A 15,336-nucleotide genomic window follows, 5' to 3' on the forward strand; every position below is an offset into this window, starting at 1 on the left:
GGATTATCTCATTATTTCAATGAGATGATTGGGCAATCTTCAGTTTATCAATGAGCGGCCAACATTAGTAGTTGACGGGTTTGACCTATTGGCCCTATTCATTTCGGGTGGGTGAGGGCACCCGATTTGACTGTCGAATCCGGACCATGAAAGATCACACCGCGACCGCCGCCGCCAATACGGTGAAGCATTCCTACACCATCCCCTGCGCCAGCGCCTTTCGCGACGCGGTGGACAAGCTGGCGCTCCGCCGGCGGGTCAATGTGGGCGACATCGCCCGCTCGGTGCTGCTGGTGGTGCCGCCCGAGACCATCGCCGTCTTTCCCGATCCGGGCGAGCCGGAGCCCGACGACCGCGAAACCGTCATCCTGAAATCCGGCCCGGCCGAGGGTCGCCCCTGGCGGCGCAAGCCGCGCCTGCAGGTGCGCATGGCGCCTGGCTACAGCGTCGAGGCCATCCGCCGCGCCTTAGGCCTGGCGCTGTCCATGGCCCAGGGCGACATCCGCCTCAGGGTCGAGCGGCCGGGAGAAGAGCCGGCGGCGGCGCCCGCGGCTTCCGCCCCGCCCCCACCTCCGCCCCCGCCGCCTTCCGACGCCGAGGAGGCCTATCCCAAGGTGGAGCGCCGCCGCGGGGGGCGCGACCAGGCCACCGCCATGGCCGCCGCCAGCGAGGAACTGGAGCGGCTGCGCGCCATCATCAACGTCCTGTCCTTCGAACCGCTGCCAGGCGGCGTGATGACCCGGGCCGACGCGCTGCATATCCTGGGCTTTCCGCCCGGCGCCTCGCCCGACCGCCGCACGGTGCGGGCCAAGTTCCGCATGCTGGCCACCATCCATCATCCCGACAGCAACCACGGCAACCATCACCGTATGAGCCAGCTCAACCAGGCCATGGAGCTGCTGCGGGATTAACGCGTCGAGGGGAGCGCCGGATCGCCTCGGCTCTCGTCATGCCCGGACTTGTTCCGGGCATCCATATGGCTCGTCTGGGACATCGCCAAACGGCTCCACGTGGATGGCCGGGTCAAGCCCGGCCATGACGGATGAAGAAATCCCCGCCGCCAGCCGGATGAACCAAAGGAAAAGGCCCGGTACCTTGCGGTACCGGGCCTTCCCTTTTTCAGGCGGAAGCCTTCAGGAGGAGGATTACTCCTTCTCCTGAGCCTTGCGCATGGCGGCACCCAGGATGTCGCCCAGCGAGGCGCCCGAGTCGGACGAACCGTACTCGGCCATGGCCTGCTTCTCTTCCTCGACCTCGCGCGCCTTCACCGACAGGGTGATCTTGCGCGCCGCCTTCTCGAAGGCGGTGATCTTGGCGTCGATCTTCTCGCCGACCGCGAAGCGCTCGGGGCGCTGCTCGGAGCGCTCGCGCGACAGCTCGGACTTGCGGATGAAGCCGGTCATGCCCTCGACGGTGACTTCCAGGCCGTTCTCGGTAACCTGGGTCACGGTGCAGGTGACCACGTCGCCCTTCTTGATGGACGCCACGGCGTCCTGATAGGGGTCGGCGCCCAGCTGCTTGATGCCGAGGCTGATGCGCTCCTTCTCGACGTCGACGTCAAGAACCTTGGCCTTGACCACATCGCCCTTCTTGAAGTTCTGGATGGCCTGCTCGCCAGGAGTCGCCCAATCCAGATCCGACAGGTGGACCATGCCGTCGATGTCGCCGGGCAGGCCGATGAACAGGCCGAACTCGGTGATGTTCTTGATCTCGCCCTCGACCAGGGTGCCCTGGGGGAAGCGATCCAGGAAGCCTTCCCACGGGTTGTTCATGGTCTGCTTGAGGCCGAGCGAGATGCGGCGCTTCTGCGGATCCACGTCCAGCACCATGACCTCGACTTCCTGCGAAGTGGAGACGATCTTGCCGGGGTGGACGTTCTTCTTGGTCCACGACATTTCGGAGACGTGCACCAGACCCTCGACACCGGGCTCCAGCTCGACGAACGCGCCGTAGTCGGTGATGTTGGTGACGCGGCCCGAGAACTTGGCGTTGACCGGGTACTTGGCCTCGACACCCTCCCACGGATCGGCGTCAAGCTGCTTGATGCCGAGCGAGATGCGCTGGGTTTCCGGGTTGAAGCGGATGACCTGGACCTTGACGGTCTGGCCGATGTGCAGCGCCTCGGACGGGTGGTTGATGCGCTTCCAGGCGATGTCGGTGACGTGCAGCAGGCCGTCGACGCCGCCCAGGTCCACGAACGCACCGTAATCGGTGATGTTCTTGACCACGCCCTCGAGGATCTGGCCTTCCTTGAGGTTCTCGATCAGCTCGGAGCGCTGCTCGGCGCGGGTCTCTTCGAGAACGGCGCGACGCGACACCACGATGTTGCCGCGCGAGCGGTCCATCTTGAGGATCTGGAAGGGCTGGGGGGTGCCCAGCAGCGGGGTGATGTCGCGCACGGGGCGGATGTCGACCTGGCTGCCCGGCAGGAACGCCACGGCGCCCGACAGATCGACGGTGAAACCGCCCTTGACGCGGCCGAAGATCACGCCGGTGACGCGCTGCTGCGCCTCGAACGACTTCTCCAGCAGGGTCCAGGCCTCTTCGCGCTTGGCCTTCTCACGGCTGAGGACGACCTCGCCGTTGCGGTCTTCATAGCGCTCGACGAACACGTCGACCTGGTCGCCGGCCTTGATGTCGGCGGCGCGGCCGGCGGTGGCGAATTCCTTCAGAGGGACGCGGCCCTCGGACTTGAGGCCCACGTCGATCACGGCGACGTCACCGTCGACCTCGACGATGGTGCCGGTGATCACGGAGCCTTCGAACGAGCCGCCCACACCGAGGGTCTCGTCCAGCAGGGCGGCGAAATCGTCGACGGCCTGCGCAGTAGCGGTATTGGTCATTGTAAGGGTAGTTCCTTTCGTGTCGTGTCTTTCCGGCCTGCCGGTTGTCTCCGGCGGTCTTTGAAAACGGGGTGTTTCTCAAAAAAACAAAACCACCGCCCAGGGGTGCCCAGGCGGCGTCAATGTGCTCTGTAAGGCTACCGTTTGGAGCGGACGATCCGAAGCGCGGCGGCGAAAGCCTGGTCGGCATCGAGGTCGGACGTGTCCAGCACGGCGGCATCCTGGGCCGGAACCAGCGGGGCGACCGCGCGGTTGGTATCGCGCTCGTCACGTTCCCGCATGTCGGCCAGGACGGTGCCGTATATAGCCCCCAGGCCCTTTTCCTGCAACTCTTTCAGCCGCCGCTCGGCCCTTTTTTCCACGCTGGCCGTGACGAACAGCTTCACGCCCGCCTCGGGGCAGACCACCGTGCCGATGTCGCGGCCGTCGAGAACCGCCCCCTTGCTCCCCGGGGGCGTAGCGGCGAAGCGGCGCTGGAAGTCAAGGAGCGCGGCGCGCACGCCGGGGATGGAGGCCACCTTGGAGGCCGCCTGAGCCGCCGCGTCGATGCGCAGGTCATCGGCGGCGAGGTCGGCGGGCGACAGGGACTGGGCCGCCTGTTCGGCCAGGGCCACGTCGGCGGGATCACGCCCGGCGCGGGCCAGCTTCATGCCTACGGCGCGGTAGATCAGGCCGGTGTCGAGATAATCGAAGCCCAGCTCGGCGGCCAGACGCCGTGCCAGGGTCCCCTTGCCGGCGGCGGCCGGTCCGTCGATGGCGATGACGATGCTCACGGATTTTCCCCGGAAATCTTCGCTCCCAACCCGTTCATCAGTTCGACGAAGGCGGGGAAGCTGGTGTCGATGGCTTCGGCGTCGTCCACGGCAACGGGGCGGGCCGAGGCCATGCCCATCACCAGGAAGGACATGGCGATGCGGTGGTCGAAATGGGTGGTGACGGTGGCGTCGCCGTCGGGAACGCGTCCCGTGCCGTGGACGATGAGGGCATCCCGCTCCTCCTCCACCGCCACGCCGCAGGCGGCCAGCCCACGGGCCATGGCGGCCAGGCGGTCGCTTTCCTTGACCCGCAGTTCGCCCAGGCCGCGCATGCGGGTGGTGCCCTCGGCGAAGGCGGCGGCAACGGCCAGAATCGGGTATTCGTCGATCATGGACGGTGCGCGCTCGGCCGGGACGTCGACGCCCTTAAGCCGCGAGGCGCGGACCACCAGGTCGGCCACCGGCTCGCCCGCCTGGTCGCGGGGATTGTCGAAGCGGATGTCGGCGCCCATTTCCAGCAGGGTCTGGTAAAGCCCGGTGCGCAGCGGATTGGTGCCGACGCCGGGCAGGCGGATTTCCGAGCCTTCCACCAGCAGGGCCGCCACCACCGGGAAGGCGGCCGACGAGGGGTCGGCGGGAACCACCACCGGGCGGCCGGTCAGTTCGGGAAAGCCCACCACGGTGATGGCGCGGCCGCCGCCCTCGGCGTCCTCGACCCGCACGGTGGCGCCGAAATTCCGGAGCATCAGCTCGGTGTGGTCGCGGGTGGCTTCGCGCTCGATCACCGTGGTCTCGCCGGCGGTGTTGAGGCCGGCCAGCATGATGGCCGACTTCACCTGGGCCGAGGCGACGGGAAGCTCGTAGGTGATGGGCGTGGGCTGCGCCGTGCCGGTCACCGCCAGCGGCAGGCGGCCGCCGTCGCGGCTGACGAAGCGGGCGCCCATGCGGCCGAGCGGCTCGGTCACCCGGCGCATGGGCCGCGAGCGAAGCGATCCGTCGCCGGTGAAGAAGCTGGTGAAGGGATGGGTGGCCACCAGGCCCATCAGCAGCCGCGCCCCGGTGCCGGAATTGCCCATGTCCAGAACGTCCGCCGGCTCCATCAATCCGCCGACGCCGCGTCCGAACAGCCGCCACGATCCGTCGGCCTGGCGCTCCACCTCGGCGCCCAGGGCCCGCATGCAGGCGGCGGTGCGCAAAACATCGTCGCCTTCCAGCAGGCCGGTCACCACGCTTTCGCCCACCGCCAGCGCGCCCAGCATCAGGGCGCGGTGCGAGATGGACTTGTCGCCCGGCACGCGCGCCGAACCGGCCAAAGGTGCGGCCCGACGGGATGAAAGCGGCTTGGCCATGATCACTCCTGATAACCAGCGGCAAGGGCAAAAGTTGCCCGGCGAAGCTCTAGCATAGGCGGCATCGGCGTCATAGACCTGCGTTCCATGCTGCACCGCCCACGCTTTTTCGTTTTGACACAGGGTGGGGAACATGGCAAATGGCCCCTTCGACCTGAGTTCGAGTGACACGTTGAAGGAGGACGAGAGTGGCAAAGCCGGAATGGGGACAGAAGCGCACCTGCCAGAGCTGCGGATGCCGTTTCTATGACCTGACGCGCACCCCTATCGTCTGCCCGAAGTGCGGGTCGACGGTCGAGCCCGACATGCCCTTCAAGGTGCGTCGTGGCAGCGCGGCGGCGGCGGAAAAGGCGGCGCCCGTGGCGGCGGCCGTTCCTGTGGCGGCGGATATCGATGCCGATGACTTGCCGGCGGTCGATGACGAGGACGAAGCCCTCGACACCGAGGCCGATGGCGCCGACGACGATGAAAGCGGCCTGATCGAGGACGCGTCCGACCTGGGCGAGGACGACGACGACATGGCCGAAGTCATGGAGCACATGGACGAGGAGATCGAGGACGAGGTGTGATTTTCCGAAGTGTGCCGAAGAGCGAATTTTTCGCTTGCAAGGCCACCCGGGAAACCATATGTTCCGCCTCCACCGGCGGGGCCCCAAGCCCGCAGGTAACAAGTTTCAGGGGCTATAGCTCAGTTGGGAGAGCGCTTGAATGGCATTCAAGAGGTCGTCGGTTCGATTCCGTCTAGCTCCACCAAAATAGCGAAGGCCCGGTCAGAAATGACCGGGCCTTCTGCTTTTGGGTGACGGCTACCTCTGGCCCCTGAGATAGATGCCGTTGTGGTTGAGCCAGTAGGGCTTCAGCTTCAGGTCGCTCTGGACGATGTGGACGGTGATCCATTCCTTGGCCAGCATCGCCAGTTCGCGGACCAGCAAGGTGCAGTCGCTTCGCGCGTCCAGCTCGTCGTACTGCTCCTTCATCACCTCGACCTTTTCCAGCAGGGCGGCATGTTCCCGGTGGTGCGGCTCGGTGAAGGGGAACGAGCATTCGCGCTGGATCTTCTCCTCGCGGCTGAAGGCGGTGCTGGTTTCCTCGTAAAGGCCGGTCAGGAACAGGCCCAGGGCGATGTGGGGCCCGCTGGTGCCCAGCGCCCGCTCGAAATCGTTTATTCGCCCGATCACGTGTTTGCGGGCGTGATCGATGTCGGGCTGGCCGATGGCCATCGCGTCGCGCCAGATCAGCATGGCGGCCTCGCATCCCTATTGCGCATGTATGTATTGTTACGCAGAGGCCGGCGCAGGTCCAGCGGCGGCTGGTGACGAATTCTGCCGATGAAAAATTCGTGTTGACAATATTCCCATTAGCCGGTATATAAATTCCCATCAACACCCGAACTGCGTCTACGGCAGGGGTGTCGAACCAGATTTCTTCTCTTCTTCATCCGGGGACAACCGGGCCGCTCGGCCCGGCCCGCCGGATTGTCCGGCACCGCTTTCGACGGCGCCCGGCCGCCGGCGCGCCCGGCCGGGCAGAACCGACGGGGCCCAAGGCCATCGCCACACAACCTCGCAGAGGAACAAAACATGTCCACGAGCATCGTCAACGCCTACTCGACGCAGTACGGCCACGAGGTCCATTCCGCCTACCAGCGCATGGGCACCAAGCTGCGCAACACCGTGCGCGTGCGCAACAACGTCAAGGGCGCCATCGCCGTCTTCCAGAAGGTCGGCAAGGGCACCGCCAGCACCAAGGCCCGCCACGGCAAGGTGCCGGTGATGAACATCGACCACTCGTCCGTCGAATGCCAGCTGTTCGACTATTACGCCGGCGACTGGCTGGACAAGCTGGACGAACTGAAGGTCGAGCACGACGAGCGCGCCGTGCTGGTCAACGCCGGCGCCTACGCGCTGGGCCGCAAGACCGACGAGCTGATCATCGCCGAGCTGGACAAGTCGGCCAATTACGCCCTGGACGGCACCACCGGCCTGACCCGGGACAAGGTGCTGGAAGCCTTCGAGATGCTGGGCGACGCCGAAGTCCCCGACGACGGCGAGCGCTATGCCATCGTCGGCTGGAAGCAGTGGTCCGAGCTGATGGGCATCGAGGAATTCTCCAGCACCGACTATGTCGGTTCCGCCGACCTGCCCTGGAAGGGCACCCAGGCCAAGAAGTGGCTGGGCACCACCTGGATGCCGCATTCGGGTCTGACCAAGTCGTCGGGCGTGCGCTACTGCTACTGGTACCACAAATCGGCAATCGGCCATGCCTGCGGCGCCGAGGTCAAGTCGGAGATCACCTACCAGGGCGATCGCGCCGCCTGGTTCGTCAACAACTTCATGAGCCAGGGCGCCGCGCTGGTCGATTCCACCGGCGTCGTCTCGCTGCGCTGCCTCGAATCCTAAGGGAGCTTCCATCATGGCCTATCAGTCCAAGGACCTGTCGGTCCTGGCCTATGCCAACGGCTTCACGCTGTGGCACTACACCACCGCCGACACCGCCAACACGGTCGACACCAGCGGCTATTTCAACGCCGCCTCGACCATGCTGCGCGTCGGCGACATCGTCGTCGCCAACGTGGACACCGCCGGCACCATGAAGGCCGGCCTGTTCCTGGTCTCCGCCAATACCGGCGGCGTGGTCGACGTCAACGACCTGACCCAGATCGGCGGCGCGGATACGCGCTAGCCGGTCTATTCGCCCTCAATCGCCGGGCGCCGCCTCCGGCGGCTTGGCTCTCGCGGCATAAGCCGCGGCGCGCCTTGCGCTTGCCGTCTCGCCCGCGGACCGGTTCCCGGTTCGCGGACGAGACGGAACCCTCTCCCCCGGAGGAATCCGGGGGAGGCCCTTCTTGGCAATTCACAATTCCGGCCCTGGCGCTCCGGCGGGTTTTCCCTTCCCCCCGCCGTGTCAGCCGCCGGCCGCCGCCCCGCCCCCGCGCGATCCTCTCACGCAGCGGGGGCGGGGCTTGGAGTTAGCGGGGCTCCCGCCCCGGCCCCGGCTGGAGGCGGTGCCTCCAGACCACCCTTGGTTTTGAAAATGAAGGGGGTTTGGGGCATCGCCCCAAATGGATCCGGGCGATAGCCCGTCATTCAAGACACACATTCCAGGAGAACCCGCCATGGCCCTGTCCGCCATCGCCTTGTGCTCGCGCGCCCTGATCCGCCTGGGCGCCGCCCCCATCGCCGGCTTCGACGACGGCTCGGCCGAATCGGAAGTGGCCGCCAACCTCTATCCCCCCTTGCGCGACGGGGCGCTGTCGTCCCATCCGTGGAGCTTCGCCACCGGCCAGGCGACCCTGGCCCGCCTGGCCGGCGAGCCGCTCGCCGATTTCGCCCATGCCTACCAGCTGCCCACCGACTTCCTGCGGGTGCTGTCGGCCGGGCCCAGCGGCAGGGGCTCGGGCCTGGTGTTCCGCATCAGCGGCTCGCGCCTTCTGTGCGATGCCGACGAGGTGGTGCTGACCTATGTCTACCGCCCGGACGAAGCGGCCTTTCCGCCCTATTTTGACCAGATGCTGATGGCGCGGCTCACCGCCGAGTTCTGCATTCCGCTCACCGAGAGCACCACACGGGCGCAGTTCCTGTTCCGCCTGGCCGAGGACGAGTTCCGCCGTGCCAAGCTGATCGACGCCCAGAGCCACACGCCGTCGGCCATCACCGACTTTCCCCTGGTGGAGGTGCGGTCATGAGCGGCCTGCCCATCTTCACCAAGACCAGCTTCACCGCCGGCGAGGTCGATGTGGATCTGGCCGGGCGCGGCGACCTGGCGCTCTACGCCAACGGGGCGCGGGTTCTACGCAACGTGGTGGTGGCCCCCATCGGCGGGGTCCGTCGCCGGGCCGGGCTGCGCCACGTGGCCACGGCCCGGGGGCCGGGGCGGCTGGTCGCCTTCGAGTTCAACACCGAGCAGACCTACCTGCTGGCCCTGTCCGACGGCTGGCTGGACATCTATGCCGAGGGCGAGAAGGTGGCCGAGCTGGCCACGCCGTGGAATGCCGCCCAGGTCGCCCAGCTGAACTGGACCCAAAGCGCCGACACATTGCTGGTGGTCCATCCCGACGTGGCGCCGCGCAAGATCACCCGCACCGGGGTGGATACCTGGACCATGGCCGAGTGGAGCTATTTCGAGGAGAACGGCGTCCTGTTCGTTCCCTCCCACAAATTCGCCGAGGACGGGGTGACGCTGGCCCCCAATGGCACCAGCGGCTCCATCACCCTGTCGGCGTCCGCCCCGGTGTTCCAGGCGGCCCATGTGGGCTTGCGCTTCCGGGTGGGGGGCAAGCAGGTGCTGATCACGTCGGTTTCGTCGCCCACCCAAGCCAATGCCGAGGTCAAGCAAACCCTGTCCGGCACGGCGGCCACCAAGGATTGGGAGGAACCGTCCTTTTCCTCGCTGCGCGGCTGGCCGGTTTCGGCCTGCTTCCACCAGGGGCGGCTGGCCATCGGCGGCTCGCGCGATCTGCCCAACCGTCTGTGGCTGTCCAAGTCCATGGACCTGTTCAACTTCGACTTAGGGACCGGTCTGGACGACGAGGCGATCGAACTCAGCCTGCTGTCCACCCAGGTGGACGCCATCCGGGCGGTGTTCTCGGGTCGCCACCTGCAGGTGTTCACCTCGGGAGCGGAATGGATGGTGGTGGGCGCGCCGCTCACGCCGACCAAGATCCAGCTCAACCGCCAGACCCGGGTGGGCTCGCCGGTAGAGCGCAGCGTCCCCCCCCGGGACGTGGACGGGGCCACCCATTTCATCTCGCGCAACGGCCGCGACCTGCGCGAGTTCCTGTTCGCCGACGTGGACCAGGCCTATCAGGCCAACGACCTCGCCATGGTCGCCAAGCACGTCATGAACGATCCGGTGGACCAGGATTACGACGCGGGCCGCCGCCTGTTCCATGTGGTCATGGCGGACGGAACCATGGCGACGCTCACCGTCTACCGCGCCGAGAAGGTGACGGCCTGGACGGTGTTCGAGACCCAGGGCGCCTTCAAGTCGGTGGCGGCGGTGGACGGCGACACCTATGTGCTGGTTCAGCGCGACGGCGGCCATTTCATCGAGTGCTTCGACGAGACCCTCAACCTCGACGCCGCCCTGGCGGGAAGCCGCGAGACGCCGTCTGCCGTCTGGAACGGTCTTGGGCATCTGGACGGACGGAGCGTGCGGGTGCTGATGGACGGAACCACCGTCGCCGAGGTGATGGTGGTGGATGGAGAGATCACCCTGCCGGTGGCCGCGACCACCATCGAGGCCGGCCTGGCCTATGCCCACCGCATCGAGCCCTTGCCGCCCCAGGCCGCTTCCGGACAGCCCATGGCGACGGGCCGTGCCGTCCGGCTGGTCCAGGCCTGCTTCCGGGTGCTGGAGACCAAGGCGCTGTTCATCGACACCGGGCGCGGCGCCACCCCGATACCGTTCCGGCGGCGGGGAGCCGACCGCTTCGCCACCCGCCCGCCGGCCTTTTCCGGCGACGTCAAGGTCCGGGCCATCGGCTGGACCCGCGACGTCATGCAGCCCCTGTGGCGCATCGAGCAGGACCTGCCGCTGCCCTGCACCGTCATCTCGGTCTCCACCGAGATCAAGGGGGCCGAATAAGTTACCTGTTTGTCCCTCGCGCCGGGCGCGGCCTTCCGGCCGCTTGGCCGCCGCCTCAATGGCGGCTGATCGTGCTGTGCGCCAGATCTGGCGCACAGTACTCCAAGGAGAACATAACATGATCAGTCAAACTCTCGTGCCGCGCGTCCAGTTCGTCGCCAACGGCGTCCAGGCGGCGTTCGGCTTTCCTTTTCCCGTCTATGAACCCGGTGACATGGAGGTTTGGGTCGACCAGAGTCTTCAGCCGGCCGAGGCCTACGCCATCTCCGGCGTGGGGGTGGCGGTGGGGGGAACCGTGATCTTCACCGTGCCGCCGCCGGCTTCGTCCCAGGTGACGCTGCGCCGCCGCATGGCGATCAACCGGATGCCGGAATTTCCCGACACCTCGGTTCAGGCCAAGCCGCTGAATCAGGAGTTCGGCTACCACGTGGCGGCGTTGCAGCAGGTCGCCGACGAGGCCGGGCTGGCGGTGAAGCGTTCGTTTCGCAGCCTGTCCACCGCCGACCTGACCCTGCCCGAACCATCCGCCGGCCGCGCCATCCGCTGGAACGATGCCGGCGACGGCCTGGCCAACAGCGCCGTCGAGGTGGATGCCGTTCTGGCCTTGGCCACGGCCAAGGCGGAGGCCGCCGCCGCCAGCCAGGTTTCAGCGTCGTCGGCCGCCGCCGGCGCGGTGACGGCACGCGACATCTGCGACGCCGACGTGGTGGTGACCGGCGCCGACCGGACCGCCGTGGCCGCCGACAGGGTCGGTGTGGCGGCGGACCGGATCGCGGTGCAGGCCGACCGCCTGGCCGCCGATGCCGCCGCCGCCGCCGCCGCCCTGTCGCAAGGCGCCGCCCAGGCCAGCGAGGCCGTCGCTCTTCAGGCGGCGGCAGATGCGGCGGCCTCCCAGTCCAGTGCCGCCGCCGCCGCCGCTACCGCCCAGGCGGCGGCCGGCGCCGCCGTGACCAGCCAGGCCTCGGCCCATGCCTCGGAACTGAGCGCCTCGGGCTCGGCCAGCGCGGCGGCGGCCTCGGCGGCACTGGCCCAGGCGGCGGCGGGCGTCCACACCTTCAGCACCGTCGCGGTGGCGGGGCAGGGGAGCCTGTCTGCCGACCAGACCGGCGACACCCTGATCCTGGTGGCGGGCGCGAACATGGCGATCAGCACCGACCCCGCCGGCGATAGCCTCACCCTGTCGGTGACGGGGCTGGCGAACGTGGCCACCAGCGGCGCCTATGCCGACCTGTCGGGCAAGCCCGCCCTCGGCAGCGCCGCCGCGCTCGCCGCCGGCAATGCCGGCGCCAACCTTCCCAACGTCGCCGCCCTGCACGCCATGGCGGCGGCGCTCAGCCATTAAGGAGATCAGAGATGACCGTGACCAATACCGCCGCCTTCGCACAGGGCATGGCGCTGGACGCCTGCGTCTGCACGGCGGCCAAGACCACCTACAACGACGGGACCAACGCCGTCCTGCTGTCTTCCGCCGGCTCGAACGGGTCCGAATACACCCACATCGCCGCCATTCCGCGGGCCACGGTGACCGCCACCCAGGCGCAGCTCTACGCCCATGACGGCGCCAATTACTTCCTGATCGCCACCACCCTGATGCCCGCCTACACCATGGCCCAGACCACCCTGGCGGCCGCGACGGCGTTCACCCATATCGACGGCACCGCCATCACCGAGTTCAACCCGCTGCGCCTGCAATCGGGCTGGAAGCTTTATGCCGCCATCGGCGTGGCCCTGGCCGGCGGCGTGGTGGTCAGCGCCCAGCGCAAGGACTACTAGCATGCGGCCCCTTGGACTTCTCGGGGCGGCGTTCAGCGGCGCCCCTCCATTCGCCGGGCTGGGCGCGGGAATTCCCGATGCCACCAAGTTCCTTCGAGGAGATGGTGCATGGTCCCCGCTGGCCTCCTTTGCCAACAGCCAAATCATCACCTCCTCGGGGACATTCACCGTCCCTGCCGGAGTGACCCTGCTGGCTGTCAACGTCATCGGCGGCGGCGGCGGGTCGGGCTACACCAACGGCAGTGGCACCCCCGGAGGCAACGGCGGAAGCTCGTCCTTCGGTTCCTACGCCGTTGCTCCGGGCGGCGGCGGTGGAGCGACGTATTCGGGAAGCGGGCCGACGCTAACGGCGAGCGGCAGCGGTACGCCTCCAGCCTATGTGGTGGGGGCCGGCGTCTTTGGCATGGGTACCGGCGTCGAGGCTCCCTCCGACTGCAACAAGCCCACCACCTACGGCCAAGGGGACACTTACGCCCCGTGGAGCTCACTCATGAAGGGTAATAACGGCGCGGTCGCCATTGCCCTGATCCCCGTCACCCCCGGCCAGCAGATCACCGTAACCATCGGCGCCGGCGGTACCGGCAGCGTTGGCGGAAGCGCCGGCGCAGTCATCGTGAGGTATTAGCCATGATTCGCACCGCAATCATCGAAAACGGCATCGTGACCAACGTCGTGATGCACGATTCCGGCAGTGACTGGGTTGCGCCGGAAGGGGCCGCCCTTGTCGCTTCCGAGACCGCTTCGCTCGGCGATTGCTGGGATGGCAGCCAGTTCACGGCGCAGCCGCCCTCTCCCGAGCAGATCAATGCCGGGATCCGGGCGCGGCTGGCCGAGACCGACGCCAGGTCGGTGCGGTCCCTGCGCGCCATCCTGGAGGCCCAGGCCGCCGGAACCGCTCCGGAAGCCGCCGACGTCGCCATGCTGGCCGAGCTCAACGCCCAGGCCGCCCTTCTACGGGCCGCCCTCGTCACCTGATTCCACTTTCCCTGCAAGGGGACGACCAAGCCCGCCGGTCGCATGAACCGGCGGGCTTTTTCATGTCCGAAAGGAAAACAGCATGACCACTCACATCCGTTTGCCGTCGGCCGACGCCTTGCTCAAGTCGCGGAACCTGACCGACCTTCCCGACAAGGCGAGCGCCAGGAGCAATCCGCGCCTGACCTGAGCGCCTTCTAGGGAATGCCCCCGCCGCCCATTCCCGGGCGGCGGGGGCGTATTTTCTCACCGCCCGCCAAGAGGAGGCCAACCATGGCCGAGGACCTGTCCGGCCTGCGTGGACGGCTGGCCGTAACCCTGCCCGAGGATGTGGCGGCGGCGCTGGCCGGCTACGAGGACTTCACCGCCACTTCGCCGCCCACCGACGCCAAGGGCTTTGCCGCCTGGCACGCTGCGGCCAAGGCGGCGCTGGCCCATGTGGACCTGCTGGTCAAGCTGGCCCGCTGGGCCGAGGGCTCGGCCGAGCCCGATAGCGACGACGGCTTCGAGCGCCTGCTGGAAGGCGCCCGCGCCGCCCTCGACGCCATCGACGAGGAGGAGCAATGAAATCCGTCAACTTCCCTGAATTCGTCTGGATCTGGAACCAGCGTTTGGGGCTGGGCACGCCCCGGCACCAGCTGCGCATGGCCCGCTGGCTGGCGGCGCGCTGGCATGGGCGGGAACGGGAATTGCTGCTGATGGCGTTCCGCTCCAGCGGCAAGTCCACCATCGTCGGCCTGTTCTGCGCCTGGGTGCTGGCGGTCAATCCCGACCTGCGCATCATGGTGCTGGCCGCCGACTTCGCCCTGGCCAAGAAGATGGTGCGAAACGTCAAGCGCATCGTCGAGCGCCACCCGCTGACCCAGGGATTGAAGCCCAGGCGCCGCGACCAGTGGGCTGCCGACCAGTTCACCGTCAACCGGCCGGGCGAGCTGCGCGATCCTTCCATGGTGGCCAAGGGGATCGGCGCCAACATCACCGGCTCGCGCGCCGAAATCGTCATCTGCGACGATGTGGAGGTGCCCAACACCTGCGACTCGGCGCCCAAGCGGACCGATTTGCGCGAGCGGCTGGCCGAGATCGAATACGTGATGGTGCCGGGCGGCACCCAGCTTTACGTCGGCACGCCCCATTCCTTCTACACCATCTACGCCGACCGCCCCCGGCTCGAGGCGGGCGAGAGCCGACCGTTCCTGGACGGCTTTCACCGCCTGGAACTGCCGCTGATCGATTCCAAGGGCCGCTCCGCCTGGCCCGAGCGCTTTCCGCCCGAACGCATCGGAAACCTGCGCAAGCGCTCGGGTCCCAACAAGTTCGACAGCCAGATGATGCTGCGCCCCGTCAACATCGCCGATGGCCGTCTCGACCCCGACCGCCTGCGCCTCTACGAGGCCGAGCTGTCCTATGGCGAGGGCAACGGCGTTCCGCTGCTGACCATCGGGGCCAGGCGCATGGTCTCGGCCGCCTGCTGGTGGGACCCGGCCTATGGCGCGCCCGGCAAGGGCGATTCCTCGGTGGTGGCGGCGCTGTTCACCGATGAGGACGGCCTCTACTGGCTGCACCGGGTGCGCTATCTCGAGCACGATCCCGCCCGCACCGAGACCGACGAGGCCACCCAGCTCTGCCGCCAGGTCGCCCGCTTCGCCGCCGACCTGCATCTGCCGGCGGTGCAACTGGAGACCAACGGGCTGGGCCGCTTCCTGCCCGGGCTGCTGCGCCGGGAACTGGGGGGCGCCGGCATCTCCTGCGCCGTCATCGAGGCCGTGGCCAAGCGGGCCAAGGACCAGCGCATCATCGACGCCTTCGACGCCGTGCTGGCCGCGGGCGCGCTCCACGTCCACCGCAGTGTCTGGGACACCCCCTTCATCGCCGAGATGCGCGAATGGCAGCCCGGCGGCAAGGGCCGTGACGATGGCCTGGACGCCGTCGCCGGCTGCCTCTTGTCCCAGCCGGTGCGCCTGTCGCGCCCCCTGTCCGCCATCGCCGGCCGCCCCGACTGGCGGCCCGGCGGCCGCGCGGTGGTGGCCCATTCGGATTTTGAATTCTAGCCCCTCA

The 15,336-nt window shown here is 67.9% G+C and carries 15 protein-coding genes, 1 tRNA gene and 1 pseudogene; 13 read left to right on the forward strand and 4 right to left on the reverse strand.

Going from position 1 to position 15,336, the window contains the following annotated elements:
• Positions 1-146: 146 nt before the first annotated feature.
• Complete coding sequence (locus XM1_RS02825) at positions 147-911, forward strand: J domain-containing protein (protein WP_068429379.1); 765 nt, start codon at positions 147-149, stop codon at positions 909-911.
• A gap of 234 nt (positions 912-1,145) precedes the next feature.
• Here XM1_RS02825 and rpsA read toward each other — a convergent pair.
• The 3 genes and pseudogenes from rpsA to aroA form a co-directional block, all read right to left on the reverse strand.
• Positions 1,146-2,867, reverse strand: a pseudogene (gene rpsA / locus XM1_RS02830) (30S ribosomal protein S1); the annotation flags it as partial.
• Positions 2,868-2,980: 113 nt separating this feature from the next.
• Complete coding sequence (cmk, locus tag XM1_RS02835; RefSeq protein ID WP_068429385.1) at positions 2,981-3,616, reverse strand: (d)CMP kinase; 636 nt, start codon at positions 3,614-3,616, stop codon at positions 2,981-2,983.
• A complete protein-coding gene (gene aroA / locus XM1_RS02840; RefSeq protein ID WP_068429388.1) occupies positions 3,613-4,947 on the reverse strand; it encodes a 3-phosphoshikimate 1-carboxyvinyltransferase in 1,335 nt (444 codons plus the stop codon). The genes cmk and aroA overlap by 4 nt, the downstream gene beginning before the upstream one ends.
• A gap of 188 nt (positions 4,948-5,135) precedes the next feature.
• Between aroA and XM1_RS02845 the strand changes: the two genes are divergently transcribed.
• Positions 5,136-5,516: a TIGR02300 family protein gene (locus XM1_RS02845; protein ID WP_068429391.1), complete on the forward strand. Its 381-nt coding sequence runs from the start codon at positions 5,136-5,138 to the stop codon at positions 5,514-5,516.
• 108 nt (positions 5,517-5,624) lie between these two features.
• A tRNA-Ala gene (locus XM1_RS02850) sits at positions 5,625-5,700 on the forward strand.
• Positions 5,701-5,753: 53 nt separating this feature from the next.
• On the opposite strand, the gene XM1_RS02855 is transcribed toward XM1_RS02850, so the two are convergent.
• Positions 5,754-6,188 carry a bacteriohemerythrin gene (locus XM1_RS02855; protein WP_068429394.1) on the reverse strand — a complete coding sequence of 145 codons (435 nt, stop codon included), beginning with the start codon at positions 6,186-6,188 and terminating at the stop codon, positions 5,754-5,756.
• Positions 6,189-6,527: 339 nt separating this feature from the next.
• Between XM1_RS02855 and XM1_RS02860 the strand changes: the two genes are divergently transcribed.
• From XM1_RS02860 to terL, 10 genes are all read left to right on the forward strand, one after another.
• Positions 6,528-7,346 (forward strand): phage capsid protein, encoded by an 819-nt coding sequence (locus tag XM1_RS02860; RefSeq protein WP_068429397.1) that lies wholly within the window; start codon positions 6,528-6,530, stop codon positions 7,344-7,346.
• A gap of 13 nt (positions 7,347-7,359) precedes the next feature.
• Positions 7,360-7,629 carry a hypothetical protein gene (locus XM1_RS02865; RefSeq protein ID WP_068429400.1) on the forward strand — a complete coding sequence of 90 codons (270 nt, stop codon included), beginning with the start codon at positions 7,360-7,362 and terminating at the stop codon, positions 7,627-7,629.
• A 433-nt stretch (positions 7,630-8,062) separates the two neighbouring features.
• Complete coding sequence (locus XM1_RS02870) at positions 8,063-8,632, forward strand: hypothetical protein (protein WP_068429403.1); 570 nt, start codon at positions 8,063-8,065, stop codon at positions 8,630-8,632.
• Positions 8,629-10,533: a hypothetical protein gene (locus XM1_RS02875; protein ID WP_068429406.1), complete on the forward strand. Its 1,905-nt coding sequence runs from the start codon at positions 8,629-8,631 to the stop codon at positions 10,531-10,533. Before XM1_RS02870 ends, XM1_RS02875 begins: the two co-directional genes overlap by 4 nt.
• 118 nt (positions 10,534-10,651) lie before the next feature.
• Complete coding sequence (locus tag XM1_RS02880) at positions 10,652-11,875, forward strand: hypothetical protein (RefSeq protein WP_068429409.1); 1,224 nt, start codon at positions 10,652-10,654, stop codon at positions 11,873-11,875.
• An 11-nt stretch (positions 11,876-11,886) separates the two neighbouring features.
• Positions 11,887-12,306 (forward strand): hypothetical protein, encoded by a 420-nt coding sequence (locus XM1_RS02885; protein WP_068429412.1) that lies wholly within the window; start codon positions 11,887-11,889, stop codon positions 12,304-12,306.
• 1 nt (position 12,307) lies between these two features.
• Positions 12,308-12,931 (forward strand): hypothetical protein, encoded by a 624-nt coding sequence (locus tag XM1_RS02890; protein ID WP_068429415.1) that lies wholly within the window; start codon positions 12,308-12,310, stop codon positions 12,929-12,931.
• A 2-nt stretch (positions 12,932-12,933) separates the two neighbouring features.
• Entirely contained in the window at positions 12,934-13,281 is a 348-nt protein-coding gene (locus tag XM1_RS02895; protein ID WP_068429419.1) for a hypothetical protein, read from the forward strand.
• Between the two features lie 273 nt (positions 13,282-13,554).
• Positions 13,555-13,848: a hypothetical protein gene (locus XM1_RS02900; protein WP_068429422.1), complete on the forward strand. Its 294-nt coding sequence runs from the start codon at positions 13,555-13,557 to the stop codon at positions 13,846-13,848.
• Positions 13,845-15,329 carry a phage terminase large subunit gene (gene terL / locus XM1_RS02905; RefSeq protein ID WP_068429425.1) on the forward strand — a complete coding sequence of 495 codons (1,485 nt, stop codon included), beginning with the start codon at positions 13,845-13,847 and terminating at the stop codon, positions 15,327-15,329. The genes XM1_RS02900 and terL overlap by 4 nt, the downstream gene beginning before the upstream one ends.
• Positions 15,330-15,336: the final 7 nt, after the last annotated feature.

Source organism: Magnetospirillum sp. XM-1, assembly GCF_001511835.1.
Classification (GTDB): domain Bacteria; phylum Pseudomonadota; class Alphaproteobacteria; order Rhodospirillales; family Magnetospirillaceae; genus Phaeospirillum.